Raw genomic sequence first — 22946 nt, forward strand, 5'->3', positions numbered from 1 at the left:
TGGGTGTTGGGTGTAGCGGGGCTGAGTTTGGTGGGGGTTGGTGGGTGCGTCTGCGGGGGTTGGGGTGTGGGGGTGCCTCCGGCGGCGCCTCAAACGCCGGCGAGGCTGGATGTGGCGAGTGCTGGGTGCTGGGTGCTGGGTGTAGCGGGGCTGGGGAGGGCGGGGGTTGGTGGGTGTCTGCGGGTGTTGGGGGTGTGGGGTGCCTCCGGTAGGGCTTGATGTGGTGGGGCTGGAGTGGCTCGCGGGGTCGCGTTGGTGGGGCGGTCGGTCAGGGGTGGGGGGATGAGGGGCTGGGGCGGGTTACTACGTACAGGCTGCCGTCCTCGTCCAGGTAGCCTGCGTCGCCCGTGGGGAGCCAGCCGTCCGGGGCGTGGGCGGCGGTGAGTTGGGGGCCGCGGATCTCCACCTCGCCCGTCGACCACACCGGTACCGGCCGGCGGCCCGCGGGGGTCACGACGCGGCACTCGGTGCCCGGCAGGGGGACGCCGACCGCGCCCAGGTCCGGGCGGGAGCCCGGGGTCTGGTGGTGGGAGAGGGTGCAGACCTCGCTCAGGCCGTACCCCTGGAGGACCGGCGCGCCCAGCACGTCGCGCAGCCGTCGCGCGGTCGCCGGTTCCAGCGGCGTGCCGCCGCAGAGCACCGCGCGCAGGTGCGGGCCGGGCAGGTCCGGGTGGCCGGGGGCGAAGCGCCGGTCGGCGGCCAGCCGGGCCAGCCTGCTCGCGAGGCCGTGGTAGTGGCTCGCGCCCACCCGGGCGGCCAGTGCGATCCCGGCCCAGGGTGCCGGGTCCTGGCACAGCACCTGCCGGGCGCCCGCGTGCACGGCGGCGTCGAGGTGGGCGGGGTGGTAGTGCGGCAGGTGGTTCAGGGTGACCGAAGCGGCGTCCAGGCCCTGCGCGATGGCGGTCTGGGCCGCGCCCGCGATGAGGTTGCGGTGGCTGAAGGGGACCGCCCGCAGCGCGCCGCCCCCCGGCCCGGCGTGCGGGGTGAACTGCCAGCAGGCCACGGCGTCCACGTCGACCGGCGGCCCGGTCCGCACGGGGGTGTCCGGTACTCCGGTCAGCGCCGCGGAGAGGGCGAGCGCCGGGCCGGGGGCCGCCTCGCCGACGGCGTCCGTCACCACGATCGTCCGCAGCCGCGGCAGCCGCCCCGCCGGCTCGACCAGCAGCTCGGCGAGCGCCGTGGGCACGAAGGCGACTTCGGCCCCGGTGGTGGTGAGGATCTCGTGCAGGGCGGCCGGACCGGCCGCCGGGTCGACCAGGGCCAGCGGACGGCCGCCGCGGATCGTGCCGTAGTAGACGGCCGGGAACACCGCGTCCAGGCTCGCGGCGGCCGCGACCACGGTGCCGGGCCGGGGCGCGAGGCGGCGTACGGCGTGCGCGATCCGGTCCGCCTCCCGGTCGAGCGCGGCGAAGGTGAGGGTGGTGCGGGCGGTGGTGACGGCCGGTGCGTCACCGGCGCGTGCGGCGGCCCGGCGCAGCAGGTCGTCGAGCGGGTTCTCCAGGTACCTCAGGACGGGCACGTGCGACCTCCAGACTCCGGACGGCACTCCAGGCGGCGGTCCGGTGATGACCCATCACTGTCCGCGTCGCGGCTGGACCGGGGCTGGAGAGGCCTTCGAGAGGGTGGCCGCCTCGGGTGGGCGGACACCCCCTGTGGCTCCGGGGCGGCGCTCTCAGGCCGCGAAGAGGTCGAAGGTGGAGGTGTGCCGGGGCCCGGCGAAGACGTCGAGCTGCGGGTCCACGGACAGCATCGCCTGGTGCAGGCGCTGCAACTGCGGGGAGGGCTCCACGCCCAGGTCCTCGATCAGCCGCATGCGCAGCCTGCGGTACACCTCCAGGGCCGAGGCCTGCCGGCCCGAGCGGTAGAGCGCGACCATCACCTGGGAGTGCAGTCCCTCGTGCTGGGGGTGGCGCGCGGTCAGTTCGGTCAGTTCGGCGATCAGTTCGGCGTGCCGGCCGAGGCGCAGGTCCGCGTCGATCCGCCGTTCCACGGTGACGAGCCGGCTCTCCTCCAGGCGCATCACCTCGATGTCGAGGATCGGCCCGACGCGCACGTCGACCAGGGCCGGTCCGCGCCACAGGTCCAGCGCGGCCTTGAAACGGGCCGCCGAGACCTGGCTGTCGCCCGTCTCGAAGGCCGCCTGGCCCTCGCGGATCAGGCGCTCGTAATCGTGTACGTCGACGCTCTCTTCCGGGATCTGCAGCAAGTAGCCGCCGTGCCGGGTCGCCAGGACCTCCTTGGCACCGCCGGGCGCGTCGGGTCCCATCGCCGTGCCGAGGCGTCTGCGCAACTGGAGGATGTACGTCTGCAAGGTGGTCAGCGCGCTCTGCGGCGGCTGCGTCCCCCAGATCTCCTCCATGAGGGTGGGAACCGGCATGACGCGCCCCGGATAGAGCGCGAGCAGCGACAGAACCTGCCGTGGTTTACCCGCGGTCGGAACGATGGATCCCCCGTTGACCTCGGCACTCAACGGACCCAGAACCTGAATCCTCACGGTCTCCTCCGTACTCGTCGAGTTCCTTGTCTTTTCCATCCGGTAGGCAGAAATCTGCCCCCGCTCCAGGCACGCTAGCGGGGGCCGCAGGTCTTTCTCTATTTCCTGTAGTGGTCCTTGAGCGCCTTTCCATGGCAGGGGATCGGGAAAGGTGAGGATTCGGCCGCATTCGGCCTTTTTGCAGGTCAGCCCGGGCTGGATACCGCTGCTGGCGGATCTTCGGGGGGAAAGTGATGGCTGATATAGATCAACTTTCCGGGGTGCGAGAGGATCCGCGAATGTTTCCAAATTATCGGCAAAGGATTCGAGGGGTGTTACGCGGGAACGGATGCCGGGATTCCGCCGACGGGCTCCGGGAGCGGGAAAGTCTGCGGGGCGCTGCGGCTCCAGGGGAAGCCGTGGTTGAGCTGGATCACCGCGTCCTGCCCCGGGTCGGCGGGTACCGCGACGGCGACCAGCACACCGGGGACCGGCTCCAGTTCGATGAACCACCAGGGGCGGGCCCTGTCGTCCTCGGGCGGGGCGAAGGCGCGCACGCCGCGCTCGTCGTCCATCGTGAACACGAAGCTGTCGAAGGGCAGTCCGAGCCCCAGGCCGCGGGCCTTGGAGTACGCCTCCTTCAGCGTCCAGACGCGCAGCGCGCGCCGGTCGCGTTCGCGCCCCGGCGGCAGTGCGTCGACCCAGTCGCGCTCCTCGGGCGCGAAGGTGCGCACGATGGTGGTGATGGCCTGGGCGTCACGGTCGTCCATCCGCTCCACGTCCACGCCGATGCGCTGGTGGCGCACGATGCCGAGCAGGTTGTAGCCGCCCGCGTGGGAGAGGTTGAAGTCCAGCTGGGCGCCGTCGCGCGGCAGGGCGTCGGGGGAGGGCCGCAGGAAGGGGCGGCCGCGGGCGGAGCGCCAGATGACCAGCTCTGCCTCGGCCAGGCCGGCCTCCAGGGACAGGGCGCGGCGCACCAGGGTGTGCGCGATGAGGTACTGGCTGCGGTCCCGCTCGAAGAGGAACTTGCCCGCGGTCTTGTGCTCGTGGGCGTCCAGCCAGTGCCCGGCCAGCAGGCCCGCGAGGGCCGGACTGACCTCGTCGTTGGGGCACAGCCACAGGGTGACCGCCTCGGCGGTGGGCCCCTGGGCGGCGGCCGCCTCGACCAGCTGCTGCCGGTTCGTGCCGCCGCTCACCGCAGGCCTCCCTGCTCGTCGCCGCCGGTATACGAAGGGGTGGTGAACCAGTGGGGGCGGGGGCGGGCCGCGGTCGGCGGCAGGTCGCGGACGGGGCGCGCGCCGGGCGCGGGGGCCTCGTCGGCGACCAGGACGTCGACCCCGGCCAGCCACAGCCGGGCCAGCTGTTCGAGCCGGGCGCCCCGCCAGAGGGCCTGGACGTAGTCCCGGGTCTCGTCCAGCGCGCCCAGTAGCAGCGGGTCGCGGGCGCCCGCGGCGCGCAGGTCGGCGCTGCGGACGGCGGGTGCGGACGGGGGGCCGCCCGCTTCCGGGTGGGCGCCCTCTTCCGGGAGGCCGCTCGCCGCGGCGAAGGCGGCCAGGGCCGCGGCGAGGCCGGGCACGTCGGTGGCGACGACGGCGAGCCGGCAGTCCATCGGGGCCCGGCCGGTGCGCAGTTCGCCCGCCACTGCGTCGAGGCCGCAGACCGCGCCGCGGGCCGCGCCGGCGGGGGAGGTCAGCCACTGGGCGAGGTCCCCGGCGGTGGCGCCGAGGTGCGCCGGGGTGGGCGCCGACAGCAGGACGAGCCGGGGGGCGGGGGCGGGGTCCGCGGTCCGGGGGGCCGGGGCGGGGTCGGGTGCGGGGGCCTGCTCCAGGAGCAGGACGGCCTGCGGTGCGCCGTCCTCGTGTACGCAGACCAGGGCGCGGCGGGGCGGGCCGGCGGGCCAGGGGGCGGGCTGGGCGCGGCCGCCGCTGCCTCCGGCGGGAGGTGGGGTCGGGAGCAGGGTGGCGTGGCGGAGCTGGAGGACCGCGCGGGCCAGTGCGGCGGCGCCGGTGGCGGCCCCGGCGCGGCCGACGGAGGCCGCCGCGGTGCGGGCGTCCTCCGTCACGGCGACGTCGGCGGCGGGGACCCGGGCGGTGGCCAGGGCCCGCTGGACGAGGCGCTCCCCCAGCGGGGCGGCCGGGCCGCCGCCCGGGTGGCCGACCGCGCTGGACAGGATCACGGCCTGGACCCGGTCGCCGTCGGCGCGGGCGGCGGACAGCGGTTTGAGGAGCACCGCCACCACGCCCTCACCGTCCCCGGTGGCCAACCGGCCCGGATGCAGCCGCAGTTCGGCCGCGCCGACCAGGGCGGCCGCGCATTCGCCCGCGCGCAGGGCGGCGAGGGCGTGGTGCACGGCGGTGAGGAAGGAGGAGGCGCCGGTGTCCACGTTCTGGCTCGGCCCGCGCAGGTCCAGCAGCCGGGAGAGCCGGCCGGCCGGGTCGCCGTGCGGGGTCCCGCCGGGGGCCAGCAGGGAGTAGTCGTGGGAGGTGACGGCGGTGTACACGCCGACGCTGCGGGCCGGGGTCGCGCCGTCGGGGGACCCGAGGGCGTCCAGCCGGGCCCCGGCGCACCCGGCGCCCTCCAGCACCTGCCGGGCCCGCTCCAGCAGCAGCCGCTCCTGGGGGTCCAGCCGGGCCGCGGTGGCGGGATCGACGCCGAAGAGGTCGGGGTCGAAGCGGTCGACTCCGTCGAGGAAGTGCCCGAGGGGGGCGGTGGCCCCCCGGGCCGGGTCCTGGTCCGGGGTCGGGTCCGGGCCGGTGGCTGCGCCCGGGGTGGAGGTCGGGCCCTGCGCCGGGGCCGGGTCCTGACCCGGGGTCGGGTCCTGGGCCGGGGTCCAGGCGGCCACCGCCCGTTCCGCTGCCGGGGCTTCGGTCGGAGCGTTTGCCGCCGTGGCGGGGTGGGGCGCGGGGCCGGTGGCTCCGGCCGGGTCAGGCGCGGTCCGGCCGGAGGAGCCGGGTGTGCGGGCCGGGGTCGGGTCCGGGCCGGTGGCTGCGCCCGGGGTGGGGTACGGGTGCTGGTCCGTGCCCGGGACCGCGGCCAGGCGCGGGGGGCTCGTGGCCGTCACCCGGCCCGTCGCGGCCAGGGCCGCGCTCGCGACGGGCGGGCCGGGGCGGGGTGCGGGGCGGCCTGCGGCCGCGGGCTCCGGGGTCGGCATCCCGGGCACACCGGGGACGCCCGGCGCACCCGGAGCCGCCGGGGCTGGCGCGGTCCGTGCGGCGGGGACCGTGCCGCGCGCCGGGGTTTCGGCGCGGCCCGTGCCCTCGGCCTCGCTCCAAGCGGGGCCCGTGCCCTCTGCCCGGCGCCAGGCCGGGTCGGTGCCCTCGGCCGGGTCCGCGCCTTCGGCCGGAACAGCAGCGGCGTGGCGCCGAGCCGGACCCGCGGCCTCGGCGGCAGCCGTGCCCTCGGTCGGATCCGCGCCTTCGGCCGGAACAGCAGCGGCCTGGTGCCGAGCCGGACCCGTGGCCTCGGCGGCACCCGTGCCCTCGGCCTGGCGGCCCGTGCCCTCGGCAGCTTCCGCGCCCTCAGCCTGGCGGCCCGTGCCCTCGGCGGCGCCCGTGCCCTCCGCCGGGGCGGGGCCCCGGTGCGGGGGGTGGGTCGGGGGTGGGGTGGGGGTCAGCGTGCGGTGCCAGAACGCGGTCAGGTCGGGGGCGCCGGGGAAGTGGCCCTGGAGGGCGATGACCGCGCACGGTTCGGGGACGCTGGGGCGGGGCTGCGGGGAGCGGGCGGCGCTCTGGCCGCCCGTCAGCAGCGCCACCGCGCGTCGGCGCTCCAGGGTGCCGCTCTTGAACCGCGTCAGGATTTCCCGGTCTTCCATCTCCTGGCGTGCCTTTCGTCTGCGGCCTGGGGAGTGTGCGTGCGGTCGTTCCGGGGCGTGCGGAAGCCGCCGCCCCCTGCCCCCGGGCGCCCGGCGGGGGTCAGCGTGCGGCCAGGAGGGCCGCCGCCTCGTCGATGCTGAGCACGTCGTCCCGTACCGCGTCCAGCAGTGCTTCCAGGTCGAGGCCCGGGCCCTGGGCGGCGGGGGGTGCGGGCGCGGCGGGCGCCGGGGCGGGCGCGGGGGTGCCGCTCACGCGGGAGGTGACGTAGGCCGCCATCGCCGCGAGGTCGGGGTGTTCGTAGAGCAGCGCCGTCTGTTCGGTCAGGTCCCAGGTCCGGTTGATGCCCGCGACGAACTCCGCCGCCAGGATGGAGTCCAGGCCGAGCATCGTGAACGGGGTCCCCGGGTCGATGTCCTCGGGCGCGCAGCGCAGGATCCGGGCGAGCTGGTCGCGCAGTACGCCGGTCAGGGCGGCGGGGTCGGCGGCCACGGCGACCGCGGCCGGGCGCCGTACGGGCCGCAGCGGGGCCCAGGCCGTCATGGGCGCGGCCGGCGCCGGGGCGGCCGGGGCGTGCAGGAGCCCGGCGATGTGCCGGGCGAGGGCCGCCGGGGTCCGGTGCTCGTACAGCGCTTCGGCCGCGAGCCGGATGCCGTAGCGGGCCCCGAGCGCGCCGAGGAACTGCGTGCCCAGCAGGGAGTCGACCCCCAGGAAGCCGAAGGGCCGCTCGGCGTCGACGGCGTGCACCTCGGAGCCGGTCATCCCCGCGAGCACCGCGGTGAGTTCGGCGAGCACGTCGGCGGCGGGAGTGTGCGGGGCGGTGGTCATGATGGGCGTCTCCCCGTGTCGGATCCCGGTCCCAGGGTACTTTTCCGCAATTTCCTGGAGGGGCCCTGGAATTGCGCTGGGGCGGGCGGAAAGCGCCTTGACGCGGCCGGACGGCCTGGGGAATCTCAAAGGGGTATTCGTGCGTGTTCCGCGTCTGAAGGAGACATCATCGTGGCGAGCAAGAAGAAGAATGTGACGGGTTCCGAGTCGGAAGTGGTCCCGGGCGCCGCCGGCGAGATCACCGAGGCCGGCGACGAGAGCACGGACGCGGACGTCCTCGGCAACATCGCCCTCCAGTAGGAGCGCCGGCACGGCGAAGGCGAAGGGGGCCCACCCGCCGGTGGGCCCCCTTCGCCGTGCCGTTCGCGTGCCCCCGTACCGGGCCGGTACGCGCCGCGGAGCGGATCTCAGGTGGTGGAGAGGACCACGCACATCGCGCCGAGGGCCACCGCCTGGAGCAGGACGCGGACGTTGATGACGCTGTCCCAGGTGCGCTGGAGGCCGCGGGCGTCGGGGGCCACCTTGCACTCCAGGGCCGCGCTGGTGAGCGCCTTGTTCACGGGCACGCTCACCTTGTTGTAGATGGCGAGCCAGATCACCAGGGCCAGCGCCGAGACGCCGGCGGCGATGGACGCCACGGGCTTGCCCTCGAAGCCGGCCAGCCCCGCGGTGGCCACCGTGGACACCAGGCCGGTGACGCCGGGGACGACCATCCGGGCGTCCCCGAAGCGGTGGGTCTGGCCCATGACGCTGGTGAGGGTCGCGTCGTCGACGTGGGCGAGGGCCGGGCGCTGGACGAGTGCGCCGAAGACGTCGGTGCCGTAGACCACCGCGTTGGCCATGGTGGCGATCACGGCCAGCGTTTGCAGGAGGACTTCCATCACAACCACCTTTGTAGCGACGCTAGATGTTCTGCCGAGACTATCAAGTTCGACGCTTGGAATGCTAGCGTTGACAACTCCACTAGTCCGCCAGGGAGTTCACGACCGGTCCCGGACCGGTCCGGGCAGCCACGAGGAGAGCACACAAGATGGCCATAGGACATGCCCGTCGCATACTCATCGCCGGCGGAGGGATCGGCGGCCTCGCCGCGGCCCTCGCCCTCCAGCAGCGCGGTTTCGAGCCCCTCGTCCTGGAGCGGGCCGAGGAACTGCGCGACGGCGGGGCCGGTCTGCACATCTGGACCAACGGCGTCCTCGCACTGGACTACCTCGGCGTGGCCGAGGAGGTCCTGGCGATCGCCCCCGCCCAGGAGACCGCCCACTTCAGCACCTGGCGCGGCGAGGTCCTCGGCGCCTGGCCCGTGGGCGACTTCGTCGCCCGCTACGGCGCGCCCACCATCGCCGTCGAGCGCTCCGTCCTGCACGGCATCCTGCGCGACGCCCTCCACGGCGACGTGGTGCGCACCGGCGCCCACGTCGTCGGCTTCGACCAGGACAGCGAGGGGGTCACCGTCCGCTTCGCCGACGGCACCACCGAGCGCGGCGACCTGCTGATCGGCGCCGACGGCATCCACGGAGCGGTCCGGGACGCCATGTTCGGCCCCGCCCACAACCGCTACAGCGGCTACATCGCCTGGCGCGGCCGGGCACCGATGGAGCACGCCGACATCCCCCCGGGCACCTTCAACGCCATGTTCGGACCGGGCACCCGCTTCACCTACTACGACGTCGCCCCGGGCCTCGTCCACTGGATGAGCGTCGCCAACGGCGCGCCCGGCGGACGTGACCTGCCCGGCGTGCGGGACATGCTGCTGCGCCGCCACGCGGGCTGGGGCGGACCGGTCGCGGACATCCTGAAGGCCACCCCCGAGGAGTGGATCCTGCGCGGTGACGTCGAGGGCCGCAAGCCCGAACGCGAGTGGGGCCGGGGCCGCGTCACCCTCCTCGGCGACGCCGCGCACCCCATCACCTTCAACATCGGACAGGGCGCCTGCCAGGCCCTGGAGGACGCCCTCGTGCTGACCGAGCACCTCGCCGCGGGCGGCGACCCGGTCGAGGCGCTGCGCCGCTACGAGAGCGAGCGCCGGGAGCGCACCGCGCCGCTGCAGAACATCGCCTGGCGGATCGGCAAGATGGGCGCCGTGACGAACCCGCTGCTGATCAAGGTGCGGGAAGCGTTCATGCGCAAGAACTGGAACACGAAGGCCTTCGCCGCGGCGGAGCAGGGCCAGGTCGCCTACGGGTCCCGCTGGGCCCGGCAGAGCGGGCGCTACCGGATCCCCGCCACCCCGGAGCGGACCCCTGCCCGGGACCGGACCCCGGCGGCCAGTTCCGCCCCCGGCGCCGAGTAGGCCCGTACGCCCGGGGGCGCCGCACGCCGTACGGCCCTGCGCACCGCCGAGCCCGGGTGGGCGGCCCCGCGCCGCGTCACCCGGGCAGCGCGCGCACCGCCGGACCGTCCGCCGGCAGCCGGGTCCACAGCGGGTGGCCGGCCGGGAAGCCCATGCAGACCAGCACGTTGACCAGCATGCCGTGCGCCATGAACCGGGTCGTCCCGTCCGGGTCCGCGCTCAGCGCGGCCCGGACCGTGTCCCACACCGCCAGCCACTCGGCCCGGACCGCCTCGCCGAAGGCGGCGTCGCCCGCGGCCTCCGCGGCCGCCACCGCGACGTACACCTGCATCTGGAGCCGGAGCCGGTCCGGCTCCTCGACGATGACCCGGGTGTAGGCGTTCGCCATCGCGCGCAGCGCCTCCTGCCCGGTCAGGCCCCGCGCGGCCGCCGCGAACAGGGCCGCCGTGTCCGCGACGCAGCGCGTCGCCGCCGCGAGGAAGAGCGCCCGCTTGCCGGGGAAGAGCCGGAACAGGTACGGCTGGGACACCCCCGCGCGCCGGGCGATGCTCCCGGTCGAGGTGCCGGCGTACCCGCCCCGGGCGAATTCGAGCATCGCCGCCCCCACCACGCTCGTGCGCCGCTCCTGTGCGCTCATCCTCACCATGCCGGCCAGTTTGTGGCGGTGCGCATTTCCCCGTCAATGGCGGGACCTTCGGCGGCAGTCGAGGTCAATTCGAGGAATGCGCCAGAACAGAGTGCCAGATTCACAGAGTCGAAAACCGGTCGCCGACGGCTCGATGACCTATCGGCCACAAGTCAGTGAGGTAGGAACGGGGATGATCGACAACCTATTCACGATGTTTCCCGGACAGGGCTCGCAGCGCGCGGGCATGGCGGGGCATCTCCTTCGCGAACACCCCCGCACGGCCGGACGCGTCCTGGCCCGGGCAGAGGAGGCGACGGGCCTCCCGCTGACCGAGCTGTGCACCACGGCTCCCGAGGAGGCGCTGGCACCGACCGAGATCGCCCAGCCCGCCATCGTCGCCACCAGCCTCGCCGTGTACGAGATCCTGCGCGCCGAGACCGGCTTCGTACCGGGCGCGGTCGCCGGGCACAGCCTGGGCGAGTACACGGCCCTGATCGCGGCCGGGGTGCTGGACGCGGACGACGCGCTGCGGCTGGTGCGCGTGCGCGGGCAGCTCATGGCCGGGGTCTCGCGGAAGGTCTCCGGCGCGATGACCGCGCTGCTGGGCCTGGACCCGGCGCGGATCGAGGAGGTCTGCGCGGCGGCCGCCCCGCTCGGGGTGGTCGAGGTCGCCAATTACAACGAGGCCGGCCAGACGGTGATCTCCGGGCAGAGCGCGGCGGTTGCCGAGGCGGCCCGGCTCGCCCTGGAGGCCGGCGCGGAGCGCGCCGTGCCGCTCAAGGTCTCCGCCCCCTTCCACTGCTCCCTGATGGGCGCCATCGAGGACGAGTTCGCCGAGGCGCTGGAGCGGGCCACGTTCCACGCGCCCCGGGTGCCCGTCGTCAGCTCGGTGACCGCCGGCCTCGTCCGCGACGGGGCGCACGCCCGCGACCTGCTGCGCCGCCAGCTGGCCGGCCCCGTGCGCTGGGTCGGCGTCCTGGAGGCGGCGTCCGCGCTCGGCGCGGGCGGTTACCTGGAGGCCGGTCCCGGCCGGGTGCTCAGCGGCTTCGCGGGCCGCGTCGCGCCCGACGCGCCCGTCCGCAGCACCAACGACGCGCGGCGCATCACCACCCTGCTCCGCGACCTGAGGCCGGAGCCCGCCACGGCGGCCGCTGCCTGAGCCGCGGCCCGACCCGTACGCCTTCCCACCCCAGCCCTGACAACCCGCCTTGCCCACCCTCTTGAAAGGCAGCCCACGGTGCCCGAAACCCTTGCCACCATCTCGACCGACTACCTCTCCGCGGTCCAGGCCGCCATCGCCGACGCGCTCGGCATCGACGAGGCCGAGGCCGTGCCCGAGGCGACCCTGCTCGGTCAGCTGGGCGCCGAGTCGATCGACCTGCTCGACATCCTCTTCCGCGTGGAGCGCGCCACCAAGGTGAAGATCACCGTGGCCGACATCGCCAACCTGCTCCAGGGCGGCATCCCGGACGAGGAGTTCGGCGACGAGAACGAGGTCGTCAACGACACCGGTCTGACCCACCTGGAGAAGGTCCTGCCGCAGTTCGACCGCAGCCAGCTCAGCGAGCCGCTGACGGCCGAGGGCGTGCTGGGCCTGTTCACCGTCCAGAACCTGACCGACCTGCTGACCGAGCGCGCCCGCGCGGCGGCCGCCGCCGCGTAGCGCAGAGACCGGCGGGGGCTCCGGGTCGACGGTGCCCCGGAGCCCCCCGCCGTTCCCTCCCCCACCAGAGACCCAGGCCGCCCGCCTCGCAGCAGAAACGGGAAGAGACAGATGAAGCTGAAGGACCGCACCGCCCTGGTCACCGGTGCCTCGCGCGGCATCGGCAAGGCCATCGCCCTGGCCCTGGCCGAACAGGGGGCGGCCGTCGCAGTCAACTACCGCTCGCGCCAGGAGGAAGCCCTGGCGGTCGTCGGGGAGATCGAGGCGGCGGGCGGCCGGGCCGTGGCGATCGGCGCCGACGTCTCCGACCCCGAGGACGCGGCCCGCCTGGTCGCGGAGGCCGTGGAGCGGCTCGGCGCCCTGGACATCCTGGTCAACAACGCGGGCATCAGCGACGACGGGCTGATCTACCAGTCGAAGCCCGACGCCTGGTGGAACGTCATGAAGGTCAACTTCGGCGGCGCCTACCACTGCACCCACGCCGTCAGCGAGCTGTTCATGACGACGGGCAACGCCACCATCGTCAACATCTCCTCCGCCATGGGCGAGACCGGCTGGATCGGCCAGTCCAACTACTCCGCCTCCAAGGGCGCGCTGAACTCCTTCACCCGCGCCGCCGCCATCGAGTTCGCCCGCTTCGGCGTCCGCGTCAACGCGGTCCTGGCGGGCTTCACCCCGACCGAACTGGTGGGCGAGGTGATGGAGAAGGACGGCGGCAGGTCCATCAAGAAGCAGATCCCGCTGCGCCGCTTCGCCACCGTCGAGGAGGTCGCCGCGGCCGCCGTCTTCCTGGCGGGCCCCGACTCCGGCTACACCACCGGCGAACTGCTCTGCGTCGACGGCGGGTTCTCCGCCCAGCTCGGCATCGGCCGTCCGTGACGGACCGCGAGGATCGAAAGGACCGGAAGAAGAGACGACGATGCGATTCCATCTGATCGACAGGATCGAATCCTGGACACCCCGCGAGCACATCACCGCTCGCAAGGTCACCTCCGTCGGCGAGGACTACTGGCAGCACACCGGCGGCGGTCCCGCGATGCCCTTCGGGCTCGCCCTCGAAGCCCTGTGCCAGTCGGCCACCTGGCTGATCATGCTCAGCACCGACCACCGGCTGCGCGCCGCGCTCCTCGCCGTCGGCGAGGCCACCGCGAGCCGCGCGATACGGCCCGGTGAGGTGCTCCGCATGGAGGCCAGGATCGAATCGATGACCGACGAGGCCGCGATCCTCGACGGCACGGTCACCGTGGACGGCGAGACCGTCCTGGACGCGAGCGGCATCCTGTGCGCGCTCATCGACGCCGAGCGGCTCGACGACCCGGCGAACACGGCGCGCATGGCGCGACAGCTACAGGGCGGAGGGCCGGTGGGATGAGCGGTACGAGCCAGACCAAGCGCGTGGCCATCACGGGCATCGGGGCGGTCACCCCCCTCGGCAACGACGCCGGGACCACCTGGGAGGGACTCGCCACCGGGCGCAGCGGCATCGGCCCGCTGACCACCTTCGACGCCACCGGGTTCCCCGTACGGATCGCGGCCGAGGTCAAGGACTTCGACGCGGCCAAGGCCATCCCGGCGCACGTGGGCCGCAAGCACCTCTCGCGGGTCGGCCAGTTCGGCGTCGCCGCCGCCTGGGAGGCGGTCCGCGACGCGGGCATCGACCAGGTGTCCGAGGAGGTGTACCCGGCCGACGAGCGCGGGGTCGCCATGGGCGCCAGCGTCGGCCGCCCCGAACTCCAGGCCCTCCTCGACATCGGCCACCTGCGGGCCACCAGCGGAGCGCCGGACGCCTTCATCTGCCAGCCCCCGGCGGTCACCCTGACCGACGACCAGAACGTCCCGCTGGCCGCCATGGCCCGGATGGTCGGCGGCACCGGCCCGATGATGGGCATCAGCACCGCCTGCGCCGGATCCGGGCACGCCATCGGGGAGGCGTACCGCGCCATCCAGGAGGGCGACGCCAAGATGATGGTCGCGGGCGGCTACGACTCGCTGACCACCTGGCTCGACCTGCTCGGCTTCAGCCTGCTGGGCGCGCTCACCGACCGCTACAACGACGACCCGACGCACGCCTCGCGGCCCTTCGCCGCGGACCGCTCCGGCTTCGTCATCGGCGAGGGCGCCGTCGCCGTGGTCCTGGAGGACCTGGACAGCGCCCGTGCGCGCGGCGCCACCGTGCTCGCCGAGATCATCGGCTACGCCTCCACCCTCAACGCGTGGCGGATCACCGACTCCCCGCCGGACGGCTCCGGCGCCATCCAGGCGATGGAGGGCGCCCTCGCGGAATCGGGCCTCGGCACCGGCGGCATCGACTACGTCGTCGCGCACGGCACCAGCACCCACGGCAACGACCAGTCCGAGACGGTCGCCATCAAGAAGGTGTTCGGCGCCGACGCGGGCCGCATCGTGGTCAGCGCCCCCAAGTCGATGTCCGGACACCTGACCTCGGCCAGCCTGGGCCTCGGCGTCCTCGCCGCGGTCAACGCGATGCGGCACTCCCTGGTGTCGCCCACGGTCAACCTCGACGAGCCCGACCGCGGCCTCGACCTGGACTACGTACCGCACACCGCGCGCCCCATGCCGGTGGGCGCGGCCCTGATCAACGCCTTCGCCTTCGGCGGCAGCAACACCGCCCTCGTCATCACGGCCCCGCGGGAGGACGCGTGACCACCTCGCTCGCCACCCCCGCCGTCCCGGGCTTCGACCGGCTGGAGGAACTGGTGCCCGGCGAACGGGGCGTCGGCGTCCGCAACGTGCCGGCCACCCTGCCCGCCTTCGACCACCACTTCCCCCGCCACCCGATCCTGCCGGGCGTCCTGCTCCTGGAGTCCATGGCCACCCTCGCCAAGGCGGTCGCGGGCGGCGCCGCCGACTGGCGCCTGGGCGGCGTGCGCGGGGTGCGCTTCAAGCACTTCGTCGGACCCGGCGACCAGGTCCGGATCACCGTCGAGGTGATCGGCCGCACCGAGCACAGCACCGATGTCAGGGCCACCGCCGAGGTCGAGGGCCGTGTGGTCGCCGCCGCTCGCGTCCTCACCCTCGTGAGCGCCGAGAAGCCCTGGGAGGGCACAGCATGAGCGACAACAGGCGGCGCGTGATGGTGACCGGCATCGGCCTGATGACCGGGATCGGCCAGGGCGCCGCACCGACCTGGGAGGCCCTGCTGGAGGGCCGCAGCGGCATCGGCCCGCTGCGCGCCTACGACCCGGCCCCGCTGAAGACCGGCATCGGCGCCGAGATCCCCGACTTCCGGCCCACCGACTGGGCCAGCCGCCGCACCCTGCGCATGCTGTGCCGCGGCGACCAGCTCGCCCTCGCGGGCGCCACCCTGGCGCTGCGGGACGCGGGCCTCGACGGCGAGAAGGACCTCGGGCACCGGGCCGGCCTCTTCCTGGGCAGCAACAAGGAAATGCCGCGCATGGACGAGCTGATCACCCAGCTCCAGGCCGTGCGCGCCGAGGACGGCACCCCCGACCTGTACAAGCTGGGCCAGGAAGCCTCCTCGGTGGTCGCGCCGCTCTTCTTCGTCGAGGGCCTCCAGCCCGCCGCCGGTTTCCACATCTCCGAGAAGTACGGGATCCGCGGCGCCAACGCCTACTTCGCCGGGACCGCCGACTCCGGCGCCATGGCCATCGGCCGGGCGATGCGCACCGTGCGCCGCGGCGAGGCCGACATCGTCGTCGCCGGCGGCTACGACGACGCCACCGGCTGGTGGGCGATGTCCAAGATGGACGGCCTCGGCGTCCTGACCACCCGCCCCGAACTCGGCGACAAGGCCTTCCGCCCCTTCGACCGGGACCGCTCCGGCTCCGTCTTCGGCGAGGGCGCCGCCCTGCTCGTCCTGGAGGAGCGCGAGCACGCGCTCGCCCGCGGCGCCCACTGCTACGCCGAGGTCACCGGCTTCGGCGCGGGCAACGACTGCGTACGGCCGCCCAGTCCGCAGGCCCGGGCGCGCGGCCTGTCCCGCGCCATCGGCCGCGCCCTGACCGACGCGGGCGGCATCTTCCCCGACGGCAGCTACATCGCGGCGCACGGCTGCGCCACCGTCCAGGGCGACGCCAGCGAGACCATCGCCCTGCACGACGCGCTCGGTACGTCCGCCAAGGCGGCGCAGATCAGCAGCGTCAAACCGCAGACCGGGCACCTGGTCGGCGGCGCCGGGGCGCTGAACGCGGCCGTGGCCGCACTGAGCCTGGACTCCGGGATCATCCCGGCGACCAGGAACCTGGACCACCCCGCCGCCGAGTGTGACCTGGACTACGTCCCGCTCACCCCGCGCGACACCCGGCCCGACAGCGCACTCGCCCTCGCCCGCGGCCTGGAAGGCCAGGCGGTGGCGGTGGCGCTGAGGCGGGTCTCATGACCGGCACACCCGAAAGGAGCGCGGACATGACGGACGACGTCTACGACCACACCACCCCGCAGGACGGCCCGGGCCGCACCCGCACCGTGGTCATCTGCGGAGTCGGCGCCGTGACCGCACAGGGCGACGGCGCCGAGGCGCTGTGGGAGGGCATCCGCACCGGACACACGGCCATCGGCCCGGTCCGCGGCATGCCCATGGAGGGCTACGACACCGAGATCGGCGGCGAGGTCCTGACCGACCGCCGCCCCGTCTACGACTACCTGGCCGCCTTCGGCGGGCAGGTCCGCGAACCGGCCGCCGACTTCGCGCTGCTCGCGGCGGAGGAGGCCATGGAGCAGGCGGGCCTGGGCGCGCTGCCCGCCGACCGCTGGGGCGTCGCCTTCGGCTCCTGCAACGGCGGCCTGCGCAGCGCCGAGCTGCTCGCCCGCAGAGCGATGGACGACACCGCCCCCGAGGACGACGGCCGGCACTACCTGCTGGTTCCGCCGCAGGCCATAGCCGAGGCGCTCAGCAGCGCCTTCGGCCTCAAGGGCCCCTCCCTGTCCGTGAACACGGCCTGCGCCTCCGGTGCCCACGCCATCGCCCACGCCACCGAGGCGATCGCCGCGGGCCGCGCCGACGCCATGCTGGTCGGCGGCTCCGACGCCTTCACCGAGACCGCGTTCGCCGGCTTCACCAGTCTGCAGTCCCTGTCCACCAAGCCCGCCGCGCCCTACTCCCGGGACCGCGACGGCCTCTCGCTCGGCGAGGGCGCGGGCATGCTCGTGCTGGCCGAGGAGTCCGTGGCGCGCGCCGCGGGCGCCCCGATCCTGGCCGAGGTGCTCGGCTACGGGCTCTCCGCCGACGGCTACCACGCCACCGCCCCGCACCCCAAGGGCGAGGGCGCCGCGCGCGCGATCCGCGGCGCGCTGGCCTCCGCGGGCATCGCGCCCGAGGACGTCGCCTACATCAACGGGCACGGCACCGGTACCCCGAAGAACGACTCCGCCGAGTCCAACGCGGTCCGCGCGGCCTTCGGCGAGGCCGCCGAGAAGACCGCGCTCAGCAGCTCCAAGTCGATGATCGGCCACCTCCTCGGCGCCGCGGGGGCGGTCGAGGCCATCGTCACCGTCAAGGCCCTGGTCGAGCAGATCGCGCCGCCCACCGCCAACTTCACCGGCGTCGACCCCAAGTGCGGCCTGGACGCGGTGCCCGACCCCGGGCGCTCGTTGGCCATGAACGCCGCGCTCTCCAACAACTTCGCCTTCGCCGGGGCCAACGCCTGCGTCGCCTTCGGCTGGCCCTCCGGACACCGCTTCACCGTCCCGGCCCCGCCCGCCGCCGAGAAGATCGTCATCACCGGCTTCGCGGCGATCACCTCCGCCGGGGACGGCCCCGACGCGCTGTGGCGGGCCTGGAGCGAGGGCGTCCCGCTGGGCGTGGACGAGGGCGGACTGAACGTCGCCCGCGCCGACTTCGACCCGCACGCCTACATCGACCGCCGCGTCGCCCGCCGCATGGACCGGCTCGGCCAGCTCGCCGTGGCCTCCTGCCAGGGCGCCCTGGACCACGCGGGACTGACCGCCGACGAGCGCGTCGGCGTGGTCCTGGGCACCGGGCTCGGCCCGATGCGCAGCATCGAGGAGTTCCTGCTCCCGGTGCTGGGCGGCTGCCCCTCGCACGGCAGCCCGGCCGTCTTCCCCAACACCGTCTTCAACGCGGCCGCGGGCCAGGTCGCCATGAACGTCGGCGCCAAGGGCCCCACCTCCACCGTGACCACCGGGCACGCGGCCGGGGCCTCCGCCCTGACCGTCGCCCACGACCTGCTGCTCCAGCACCGCGCCGACGCGGTCCTGTGCCCCGCGGTCGAGGACCTCTCGCCGGGCGTCCTGGACGCCTACCGCAAGCTGCCGCTGTTCGCCGGATCCGGCTACACCCTGGCCGAGGCGGGCATCGCGCTCGTGCTGGAGCGGGAGTCCACCGCGCGGGCCCGTGGCGCGAAGGTGCTCGCCGAGTTCGCCGGCCACGGCACCGCCTCGGACGCCCAGGGCATCGGCCGCTGGGACGAGGACGGCGAGGGCGTGGAACGGGCCATGCGCGAGGCGCTCGCCCACGCCGGGGTGGAGCCCGGCGAACTGGCCGGGATCTGGGCCAACGCGGCCGGACTGGAGCGGGCCGACGCCCCCGAGACGCTGGCCACCGGCCGCCTCGCCGCGGCGGGCGGAGCGCCCGTGCACAGCCCCAAGCGCGTCCTGGGCGAGCCGGTCGGCGCGGGTGCGCAGCTGGCGGCCCTGCTCGCCGTCACCGGCTGGGACAACGGTCTGCGCAGCGGGCCGGTGCTCATCAACAGCTCTTCCCTCGGCGGTACCCACATCAGCCTCGTCCTGCGTCCCGCAACGGAGAACTGACCATGTCAGCCAGTACCGCACCGGCCGGCGCCACCTCCGCCGGTCCCACCCGCCACGTATCGATCCTCGCCACCGGCGCCCACCTGCCCGGCGCCCCCCTCGACAACGACGCCCTGGCCAAGGTCTGCGGACCGCTCCCGGACGACGTCCTGGAAGGCATCCAGGTCGAGCGCAGACACTGGCTGATCGACCCGGCCACCGGCGCCCACACCACCTCCACCTCCGCCATGGCCACCGCGGCCGCCCGCCAGGCCCTGGAGCGGGCGGGCATGGAGGCGTCCGAGGTCGAGCTGATCGTGATGTCCACCGCCAGCCCCGACTACCTGCTGCCGGTCGCGGCGACCTACGTCCAGGAGCAGCTCGGCCTGCAGGACTGCGCGGTCATCGAGGTCCGGGCCGGCTGCGTCGGCGCCGTGCAGGCCCTGGACATCGCCCGCCGCCAGCTCGCCGACGGCACCTACCGGACGGCCCTGGTCATCGGCTCGGAGGCGGTCTCCCCGCTGCTCGCGCCGATCTTCCTCGGCAAGGACCCGTACAAGGTCCGGATGCGCGACCGGCTCACCGTCTACACCTTCGGCGACGGCGCGGGCGCGCTGGTGCTCAAGGCGGGCGAGGAGGGCTCGGCGCACGCGGGCAGCCGCCAGGTCTTCGCCACGCGCTCGATGGGCGGCGCGCGCAAGCCCGGCATGCTGATCACCGGCGGCGGGACGGACGCGCCGCTGCACGAGCAGCAGCAGCGCAAGCGGCTGATGGACATCAGCCTCGACATCCCCGGCACCGCGAAGTTCGGGCCGCGGGTCTTCGTCGAGGGCATCCACGACATGCTGCGCCGCTCCGGCCTCGCCCTCGCCGACATCGACGCGTGCGTGCTGCCCGAGGGCAACGCCGAGTACTTCGCCAGCGAGTACGGCACCGCGGGCCTGTCCGCCGAGGACCAGGCGACGCTGAGCAAGAACATCGTGGAGAACCTCACCGACGTCGGGGCCACCGGTTCCGCCGCGGTGCCGCTGGCCCTGGACGCGGGCTGGGTGGACGGGCGGATCACGCCCGGGGACACCGTCCTGCTGCTCGCGATCGAGGCGAGCCGCTACCTGTACGCGGGGCTCACCCTCACCTGGGACGCCCCGACCCCCGCCAAGTGACGACGTAAGGACGGACGGACGTGTCGATACAAGAGACGGAGCGCACCGAGGTGGCTACCGCAGTGAGCGTCGGGGAGAGCGTCGAGGAGCGGAACAAGAAGACCATCCGCTCGGTCTTCGACACCTTCGTCAACCGGGGCGACTTCTCCATCGTCGACCGGATCTACAGCCCCGACATGATCGACCACCAGCCGCTGCCGGGCGCCCCCGAGGGGCTGGAGGGGGTCAAGTACACCATCGCGGGTCTGCGCGAGGGCTTCCCCGACCTGCACGTGACCATCGAGGACATGAGCGCCGCCGGGGACCACGTGGTCATCCACAACACCTGGCGCGGCACGCACTCGGGCGAGTTCCTGGGCATGCCGCCCACGGGGCAGTTCATCGAGTTCACCGGCGTGGTGGTGTGGCGGCTGCTGGAGAACGGGCTGATCGCCGAGCGCTGGGGCATCGGCGTGGAGTCCAACATGCTCTCGGTGCTGGGCATGCGGCGCCTGGCCCCGGCCGCGCGCGGGGCGGCCAAGGCGGCGGCCCGGCGGACGGTGAAGCCGGCGACCGTGGTGCTGGAGCTGCCGGCGGAGCGGGCGGCGCGCTGGAAGGACGTACAGGCGCAGCTCTCCGGGGAGCGCCTGCGGGAGTACGAGGCCTCCCGGCGCCGGGCGGGGATCCTCCAGGAGTCCTTCGCGGCGCAGCGGGTGGGCGACCGGGACGTGGTGGTCCTCCAGCTGGAGGCGCGCGATCCGGCCGGGGCGGCGAAGCGGCTGCGGGAGTCCGGGAACGCCTTCGACGTGTGGCTGCGCGGGGAGACGGGCGAGGTCTTCGGGAGCGATCCGTACGCGGCGCTGGCCGAGGGCGGGGCCGCGGAGCAGGGGCACGGCTGGTCGTCGGTCACCGCCGAACTGGTGGCGGGCGGCTGAGCACCCGACGCTTCGTCAGGTCGGCTGTCTAGCTTAGGTATTGACTCTTTCATTGCTAGTTCTCAAGAGCTATCGCTGCTAGAGTTTCTAGGGATGAAAACTACCCGGGGAAGGCGTGGATGATGCGGCAACGAAAGCTCGGCAGCCAGGGGCTGGCGGTCTCCGAGCAGGGGCTCGGATGCATGGGCATGACCTTCGCCTACGGGCCCGCCGACGACCAGGAAGCCCTGCGCACGGCCCACCGGGCCCTGGAACTCGGCGTGAACCTCCTCGACACCGCGGACTTCTACGGACCGCACTCCAACGAGGAGTTCGTCGCCCGGGTCATCGCGGGCCGCCGGGACGAGGTCGTCGTCTCCTCCAAGGTCGGCAACGAGGTCAGCCCCGACGGGCAGATCACCGGCAAGCTCAACGGCCGCCCCGAATACATCCGTTCCACCGTCGAAGGCAGCCTGCGCCGGCTCGGCACCGACCGCCTCGACCTCTACTACCTGCACCGCGTCGACCCCGACGTGCCCGTCGAGGAGAGCTTCGGCGCCCTCGCCGACCTGGTCGCCGCCGGAAAGGTCGGCTACCTCGGCATCTCCGAGGCCTCCGCCGCCACCATCCGGCGCGCCCACGCCGTCCACCCGCTGAGCGCCGTCCAGACCGAGTACTCGCTCGCCACCCGCGACGTCGAGGCCAACGGCGTCCTGGAGACCGTCCGCGAACTCGGCATCGGCTTCGTCGGCTACAGCCCGCTCGGCCGCGGCCTGCTCACCGGGCGCATCCGCACCCTCGACGGCCTCGCCGAGCACGACTTCCGCCGGATCGCGCCGCGCTTCCAGAAGGAGAACCTCGACGCCAACCTGCACGTCGTCGAGCAGCTGGAAGCCCTCGCCACCGCCAAGGGCGTCACCACCGGCCAGCTCGCCCTGGCCTGGGTGCTGGCCCAGGGCGAGGACGTCGTGGCCATCCCCGGCACCAAGCGGGTCACGTACCTGGAAGAGAACATCGCCGCGTCCGCCGTCGCGCTCGACGCGCAGGACCTCGCGGCCCTCGACCGGATCGCCCCCCACGGCAGCCTGGTGGGAGACCGCTATCCCGCGGGCGCCATGGCCACGCTCGACGGCTGAGAAACGGCCCGGCCGAGCGACGGCCCGGCGGCCGAGCAACGGCCCGCGAACCCGCGAATCCGCGCATCCCAAAGGTGAGTGAGTGCGATAACCATGGCGAACATCACGATCATCGGCGGCGGCCTCGCCGGACTGACCGCGGCGATATCCGCCGCCGAGCAGGGCGCCCGCGTCACCGTCCACGAGGCGCACGCCCACCTGGGCGGCCGCTCCCGCTCCGCCACCGGGCCCTACGTCACCAACGACGGCCCCCACACCTTCTTCGACAACGGCCCCTGCTGGAACTGGCTGCTCCAGCGCGGCCTCGCCGGCAACTACGTCCGCCTCTCCTTCCACGAGTGGACCCGCATGCGCTTCCGCCACCAGGGCAAGCTGCGCATGACGCTGCCCGGCGGCTACATGAAGATGACCTGGATGCACCGGGACATCGAGGTCCCCATCGACCGGTCCTTCCAGGACTGGGCCAGTGAGCGCTTCGAGCAGCAGACGGTCAACGAAGCCCTCGGCTTCCTCGGCCCGATCCTCTTCGACGGCGACCCCGGCCGGCTCTCCGCCGCCTTCGTCTGGGAGCGGCTGCTGCGCGTCGGCACCCCCCGCTTCCCGCTCCCGAGCCGGTACTTCATCGGCGGCTGGGGCACGGTCATCGACCGCATGGAACGCCGGGCCAAGGCCCACGGCGTCGTCATCGAGACCAACTCGCGCCTGACCGAACTGCCCACCGACGGCCCGGTCATCGTCGCCACCTCGCTCGCCGCCTCCCGCGGCCTGCTGGGCGATCCCACCCTCGACTGGCCCAGCGGCACCGCGGCCCTGCTCGACATGGCCGTCACCCACTCCAAGAAGGACGGCAACGTCTCCTTCGACATGGACGAGGGCGGCTTCACCTCCCAGTACTCCGACCACGACCCCTCCCTCGCGCCCAAGGGGCAGGCCCTCTTCCAAGGCCAGATGCCCATCCGCCCGGGCGAGACGAAGGCCGGGGCCCTGGCCCGCCTGGAGAAGCTCTTCGACCTCACCACCCCCGGCTGGCAGGACCGCATCCAGTGGCGCCGCGAGGGAGTCTCCCGCGGCCGCACCGGCGCCCTCGACCTGCCCGGCCTCAGCTGGCGCGACCGCCCCGCCATCGACCGCGGCGACGGCGTCTACCTCATCGGCGACGCCGTCGCCGCCCCCGGCATCCTCGCCGAGACCTCCATCAACAGCGCCCTGCACGCGGCCGAACTCGCCGTCCGGGCCCAGCCGGTGACGCGCCGCCGCCCGACCGGTGCCCAGGCGGTGAGCCGGTCCGTCCTCTCGGCCCACTCCACCCTGTAACTCGACCCTGTAAGGGG

21 protein-coding genes are annotated in these 22946 nt (G+C 74.2%); 14 read left to right on the top strand and 7 right to left on the bottom strand.

All coding sequences use genetic code 11. The features are described from left to right. Window positions 1-268 precede the first annotated feature (268 nt). The 5 genes from AC0693_RS33320 to AC0693_RS33340 form a co-directional block, all read right to left on the bottom strand. Window positions 269-1519: an AMP-binding protein gene (locus tag AC0693_RS33320; protein WP_478803839.1), complete on the bottom strand. Its 1251-nt coding sequence runs from the start codon at window positions 1517-1519 to the stop codon at window positions 269-271. A 153-nt stretch (window positions 1520-1672) separates the two neighbouring features. Continuing rightward, on the bottom strand, window positions 1673-2494 hold the full coding sequence (locus AC0693_RS33325; RefSeq protein WP_356407360.1) for an AfsR/SARP family transcriptional regulator: 822 nt from the start codon (window positions 2492-2494) through the stop codon (window positions 1673-1675). A gap of 314 nt (window positions 2495-2808) precedes the next feature. Then, window positions 2809-3669: a 4'-phosphopantetheinyl transferase family protein gene (locus AC0693_RS33330; RefSeq protein WP_478803840.1), complete on the bottom strand. Its 861-nt coding sequence runs from the start codon at window positions 3667-3669 to the stop codon at window positions 2809-2811. After that, window positions 3666-6284, bottom strand: coding sequence for a beta-ketoacyl synthase N-terminal-like domain-containing protein (locus tag AC0693_RS33335; RefSeq protein ID WP_478803841.1), 2619 nt, complete (start codon window positions 6282-6284; stop codon window positions 3666-3668). The genes AC0693_RS33330 and AC0693_RS33335 overlap by 4 nt, the downstream gene beginning before the upstream one ends. A gap of 100 nt (window positions 6285-6384) precedes the next feature. After that, a complete protein-coding gene (locus AC0693_RS33340) occupies window positions 6385-7110 on the bottom strand; it encodes a phosphopantetheine-binding protein (protein WP_469320037.1) in 726 nt (241 codons plus the stop codon). Window positions 7111-7281: 171 nt separating this feature from the next. On the opposite strand from AC0693_RS33340, the gene AC0693_RS33345 reads away from it, so the two are divergent. Then, complete coding sequence (locus AC0693_RS33345; protein ID WP_356407372.1) at window positions 7282-7410, top strand: hypothetical protein; 129 nt, start codon at window positions 7282-7284, stop codon at window positions 7408-7410. 107 nt (window positions 7411-7517) lie between these two features. On the opposite strand, the gene AC0693_RS33350 is transcribed toward AC0693_RS33345, so the two are convergent. Beyond that, window positions 7518-7991: a DUF1772 domain-containing protein gene (locus tag AC0693_RS33350; protein WP_356407375.1), complete on the bottom strand. Its 474-nt coding sequence runs from the start codon at window positions 7989-7991 to the stop codon at window positions 7518-7520. A 149-nt stretch (window positions 7992-8140) separates the two neighbouring features. Between AC0693_RS33350 and AC0693_RS33355 the strand changes: the two genes are divergently transcribed. Beyond that, window positions 8141-9403: an FAD-dependent monooxygenase gene (locus AC0693_RS33355; RefSeq protein WP_478803842.1), complete on the top strand. Its 1263-nt coding sequence runs from the start codon at window positions 8141-8143 to the stop codon at window positions 9401-9403. A gap of 76 nt (window positions 9404-9479) precedes the next feature. On the opposite strand, the gene AC0693_RS33360 is transcribed toward AC0693_RS33355, so the two are convergent. Next, window positions 9480-10049 carry a TetR/AcrR family transcriptional regulator gene (locus AC0693_RS33360; RefSeq protein WP_478803843.1) on the bottom strand — a complete coding sequence of 190 codons (570 nt, stop codon included), beginning with the start codon at window positions 10047-10049 and terminating at the stop codon, window positions 9480-9482. A 172-nt stretch (window positions 10050-10221) separates the two neighbouring features. Between AC0693_RS33360 and fabD the strand changes: the two genes are divergently transcribed. From fabD to AC0693_RS33420, 12 genes are all read left to right on the top strand, one after another. Then, window positions 10222-11190: an ACP S-malonyltransferase gene (fabD, locus tag AC0693_RS33365; RefSeq protein WP_469320040.1), complete on the top strand. Its 969-nt coding sequence runs from the start codon at window positions 10222-10224 to the stop codon at window positions 11188-11190. 78 nt (window positions 11191-11268) lie between these two features. Continuing rightward, a complete protein-coding gene (locus AC0693_RS33370; RefSeq protein ID WP_356407386.1) occupies window positions 11269-11694 on the top strand; it encodes an acyl carrier protein in 426 nt (141 codons plus the stop codon). A gap of 111 nt (window positions 11695-11805) precedes the next feature. After that, on the top strand, window positions 11806-12573 hold the full coding sequence (locus AC0693_RS33375) for an SDR family NAD(P)-dependent oxidoreductase (RefSeq protein ID WP_356407388.1): 768 nt from the start codon (window positions 11806-11808) through the stop codon (window positions 12571-12573). 40 nt (window positions 12574-12613) lie between these two features. Then, window positions 12614-13066: a hotdog family protein gene (locus tag AC0693_RS33380; RefSeq protein WP_478742757.1), complete on the top strand. Its 453-nt coding sequence runs from the start codon at window positions 12614-12616 to the stop codon at window positions 13064-13066. Further along, window positions 13063-14358 carry a beta-ketoacyl-[acyl-carrier-protein] synthase family protein gene (locus AC0693_RS33385; RefSeq protein ID WP_469339094.1) on the top strand — a complete coding sequence of 432 codons (1296 nt, stop codon included), beginning with the start codon at window positions 13063-13065 and terminating at the stop codon, window positions 14356-14358. Before AC0693_RS33380 ends, AC0693_RS33385 begins: the two co-directional genes overlap by 4 nt. Beyond that, the gene (locus AC0693_RS33390) at window positions 14355-14768 is read left to right on the top strand and encodes a 3-hydroxyacyl-ACP dehydratase FabZ family protein (protein WP_478803844.1); all 414 of its coding nucleotides are present in this window, start codon (window positions 14355-14357) and stop codon (window positions 14766-14768) included. The genes AC0693_RS33385 and AC0693_RS33390 overlap by 4 nt, the downstream gene beginning before the upstream one ends. Then, a complete protein-coding gene (locus AC0693_RS33395) occupies window positions 14765-16054 on the top strand; it encodes a beta-ketoacyl-[acyl-carrier-protein] synthase family protein (RefSeq protein WP_478803845.1) in 1290 nt (429 codons plus the stop codon). Before AC0693_RS33390 ends, AC0693_RS33395 begins: the two co-directional genes overlap by 4 nt. Before the next feature lie 26 nt (window positions 16055-16080). Next, a complete protein-coding gene (locus tag AC0693_RS33400; RefSeq protein WP_478803846.1) occupies window positions 16081-18444 on the top strand; it encodes a beta-ketoacyl synthase N-terminal-like domain-containing protein in 2364 nt (787 codons plus the stop codon). A gap of 2 nt (window positions 18445-18446) precedes the next feature. Further along, entirely contained in the window at window positions 18447-19586 is a 1140-nt protein-coding gene (locus AC0693_RS33405; protein ID WP_356407405.1) for a 3-oxoacyl-ACP synthase III family protein, read from the top strand. Window positions 19587-19606: 20 nt separating this feature from the next. Further along, complete coding sequence (locus tag AC0693_RS33410) at window positions 19607-20500, top strand: ester cyclase (protein WP_356407408.1); 894 nt, start codon at window positions 19607-19609, stop codon at window positions 20498-20500. A gap of 122 nt (window positions 20501-20622) precedes the next feature. Continuing rightward, window positions 20623-21615, top strand: a complete 993-nt coding sequence (locus AC0693_RS33415) for an aldo/keto reductase (protein WP_478803929.1) — start codon at window positions 20623-20625, stop codon at window positions 21613-21615. A gap of 93 nt (window positions 21616-21708) precedes the next feature. Further along, window positions 21709-22929: a phytoene desaturase family protein gene (locus AC0693_RS33420; RefSeq protein WP_356407411.1), complete on the top strand. Its 1221-nt coding sequence runs from the start codon at window positions 21709-21711 to the stop codon at window positions 22927-22929. Window positions 22930-22946: the final 17 nt, after the last annotated feature.

Source organism: Streptomyces sp. NPDC043876 (assembly GCF_056435825.1).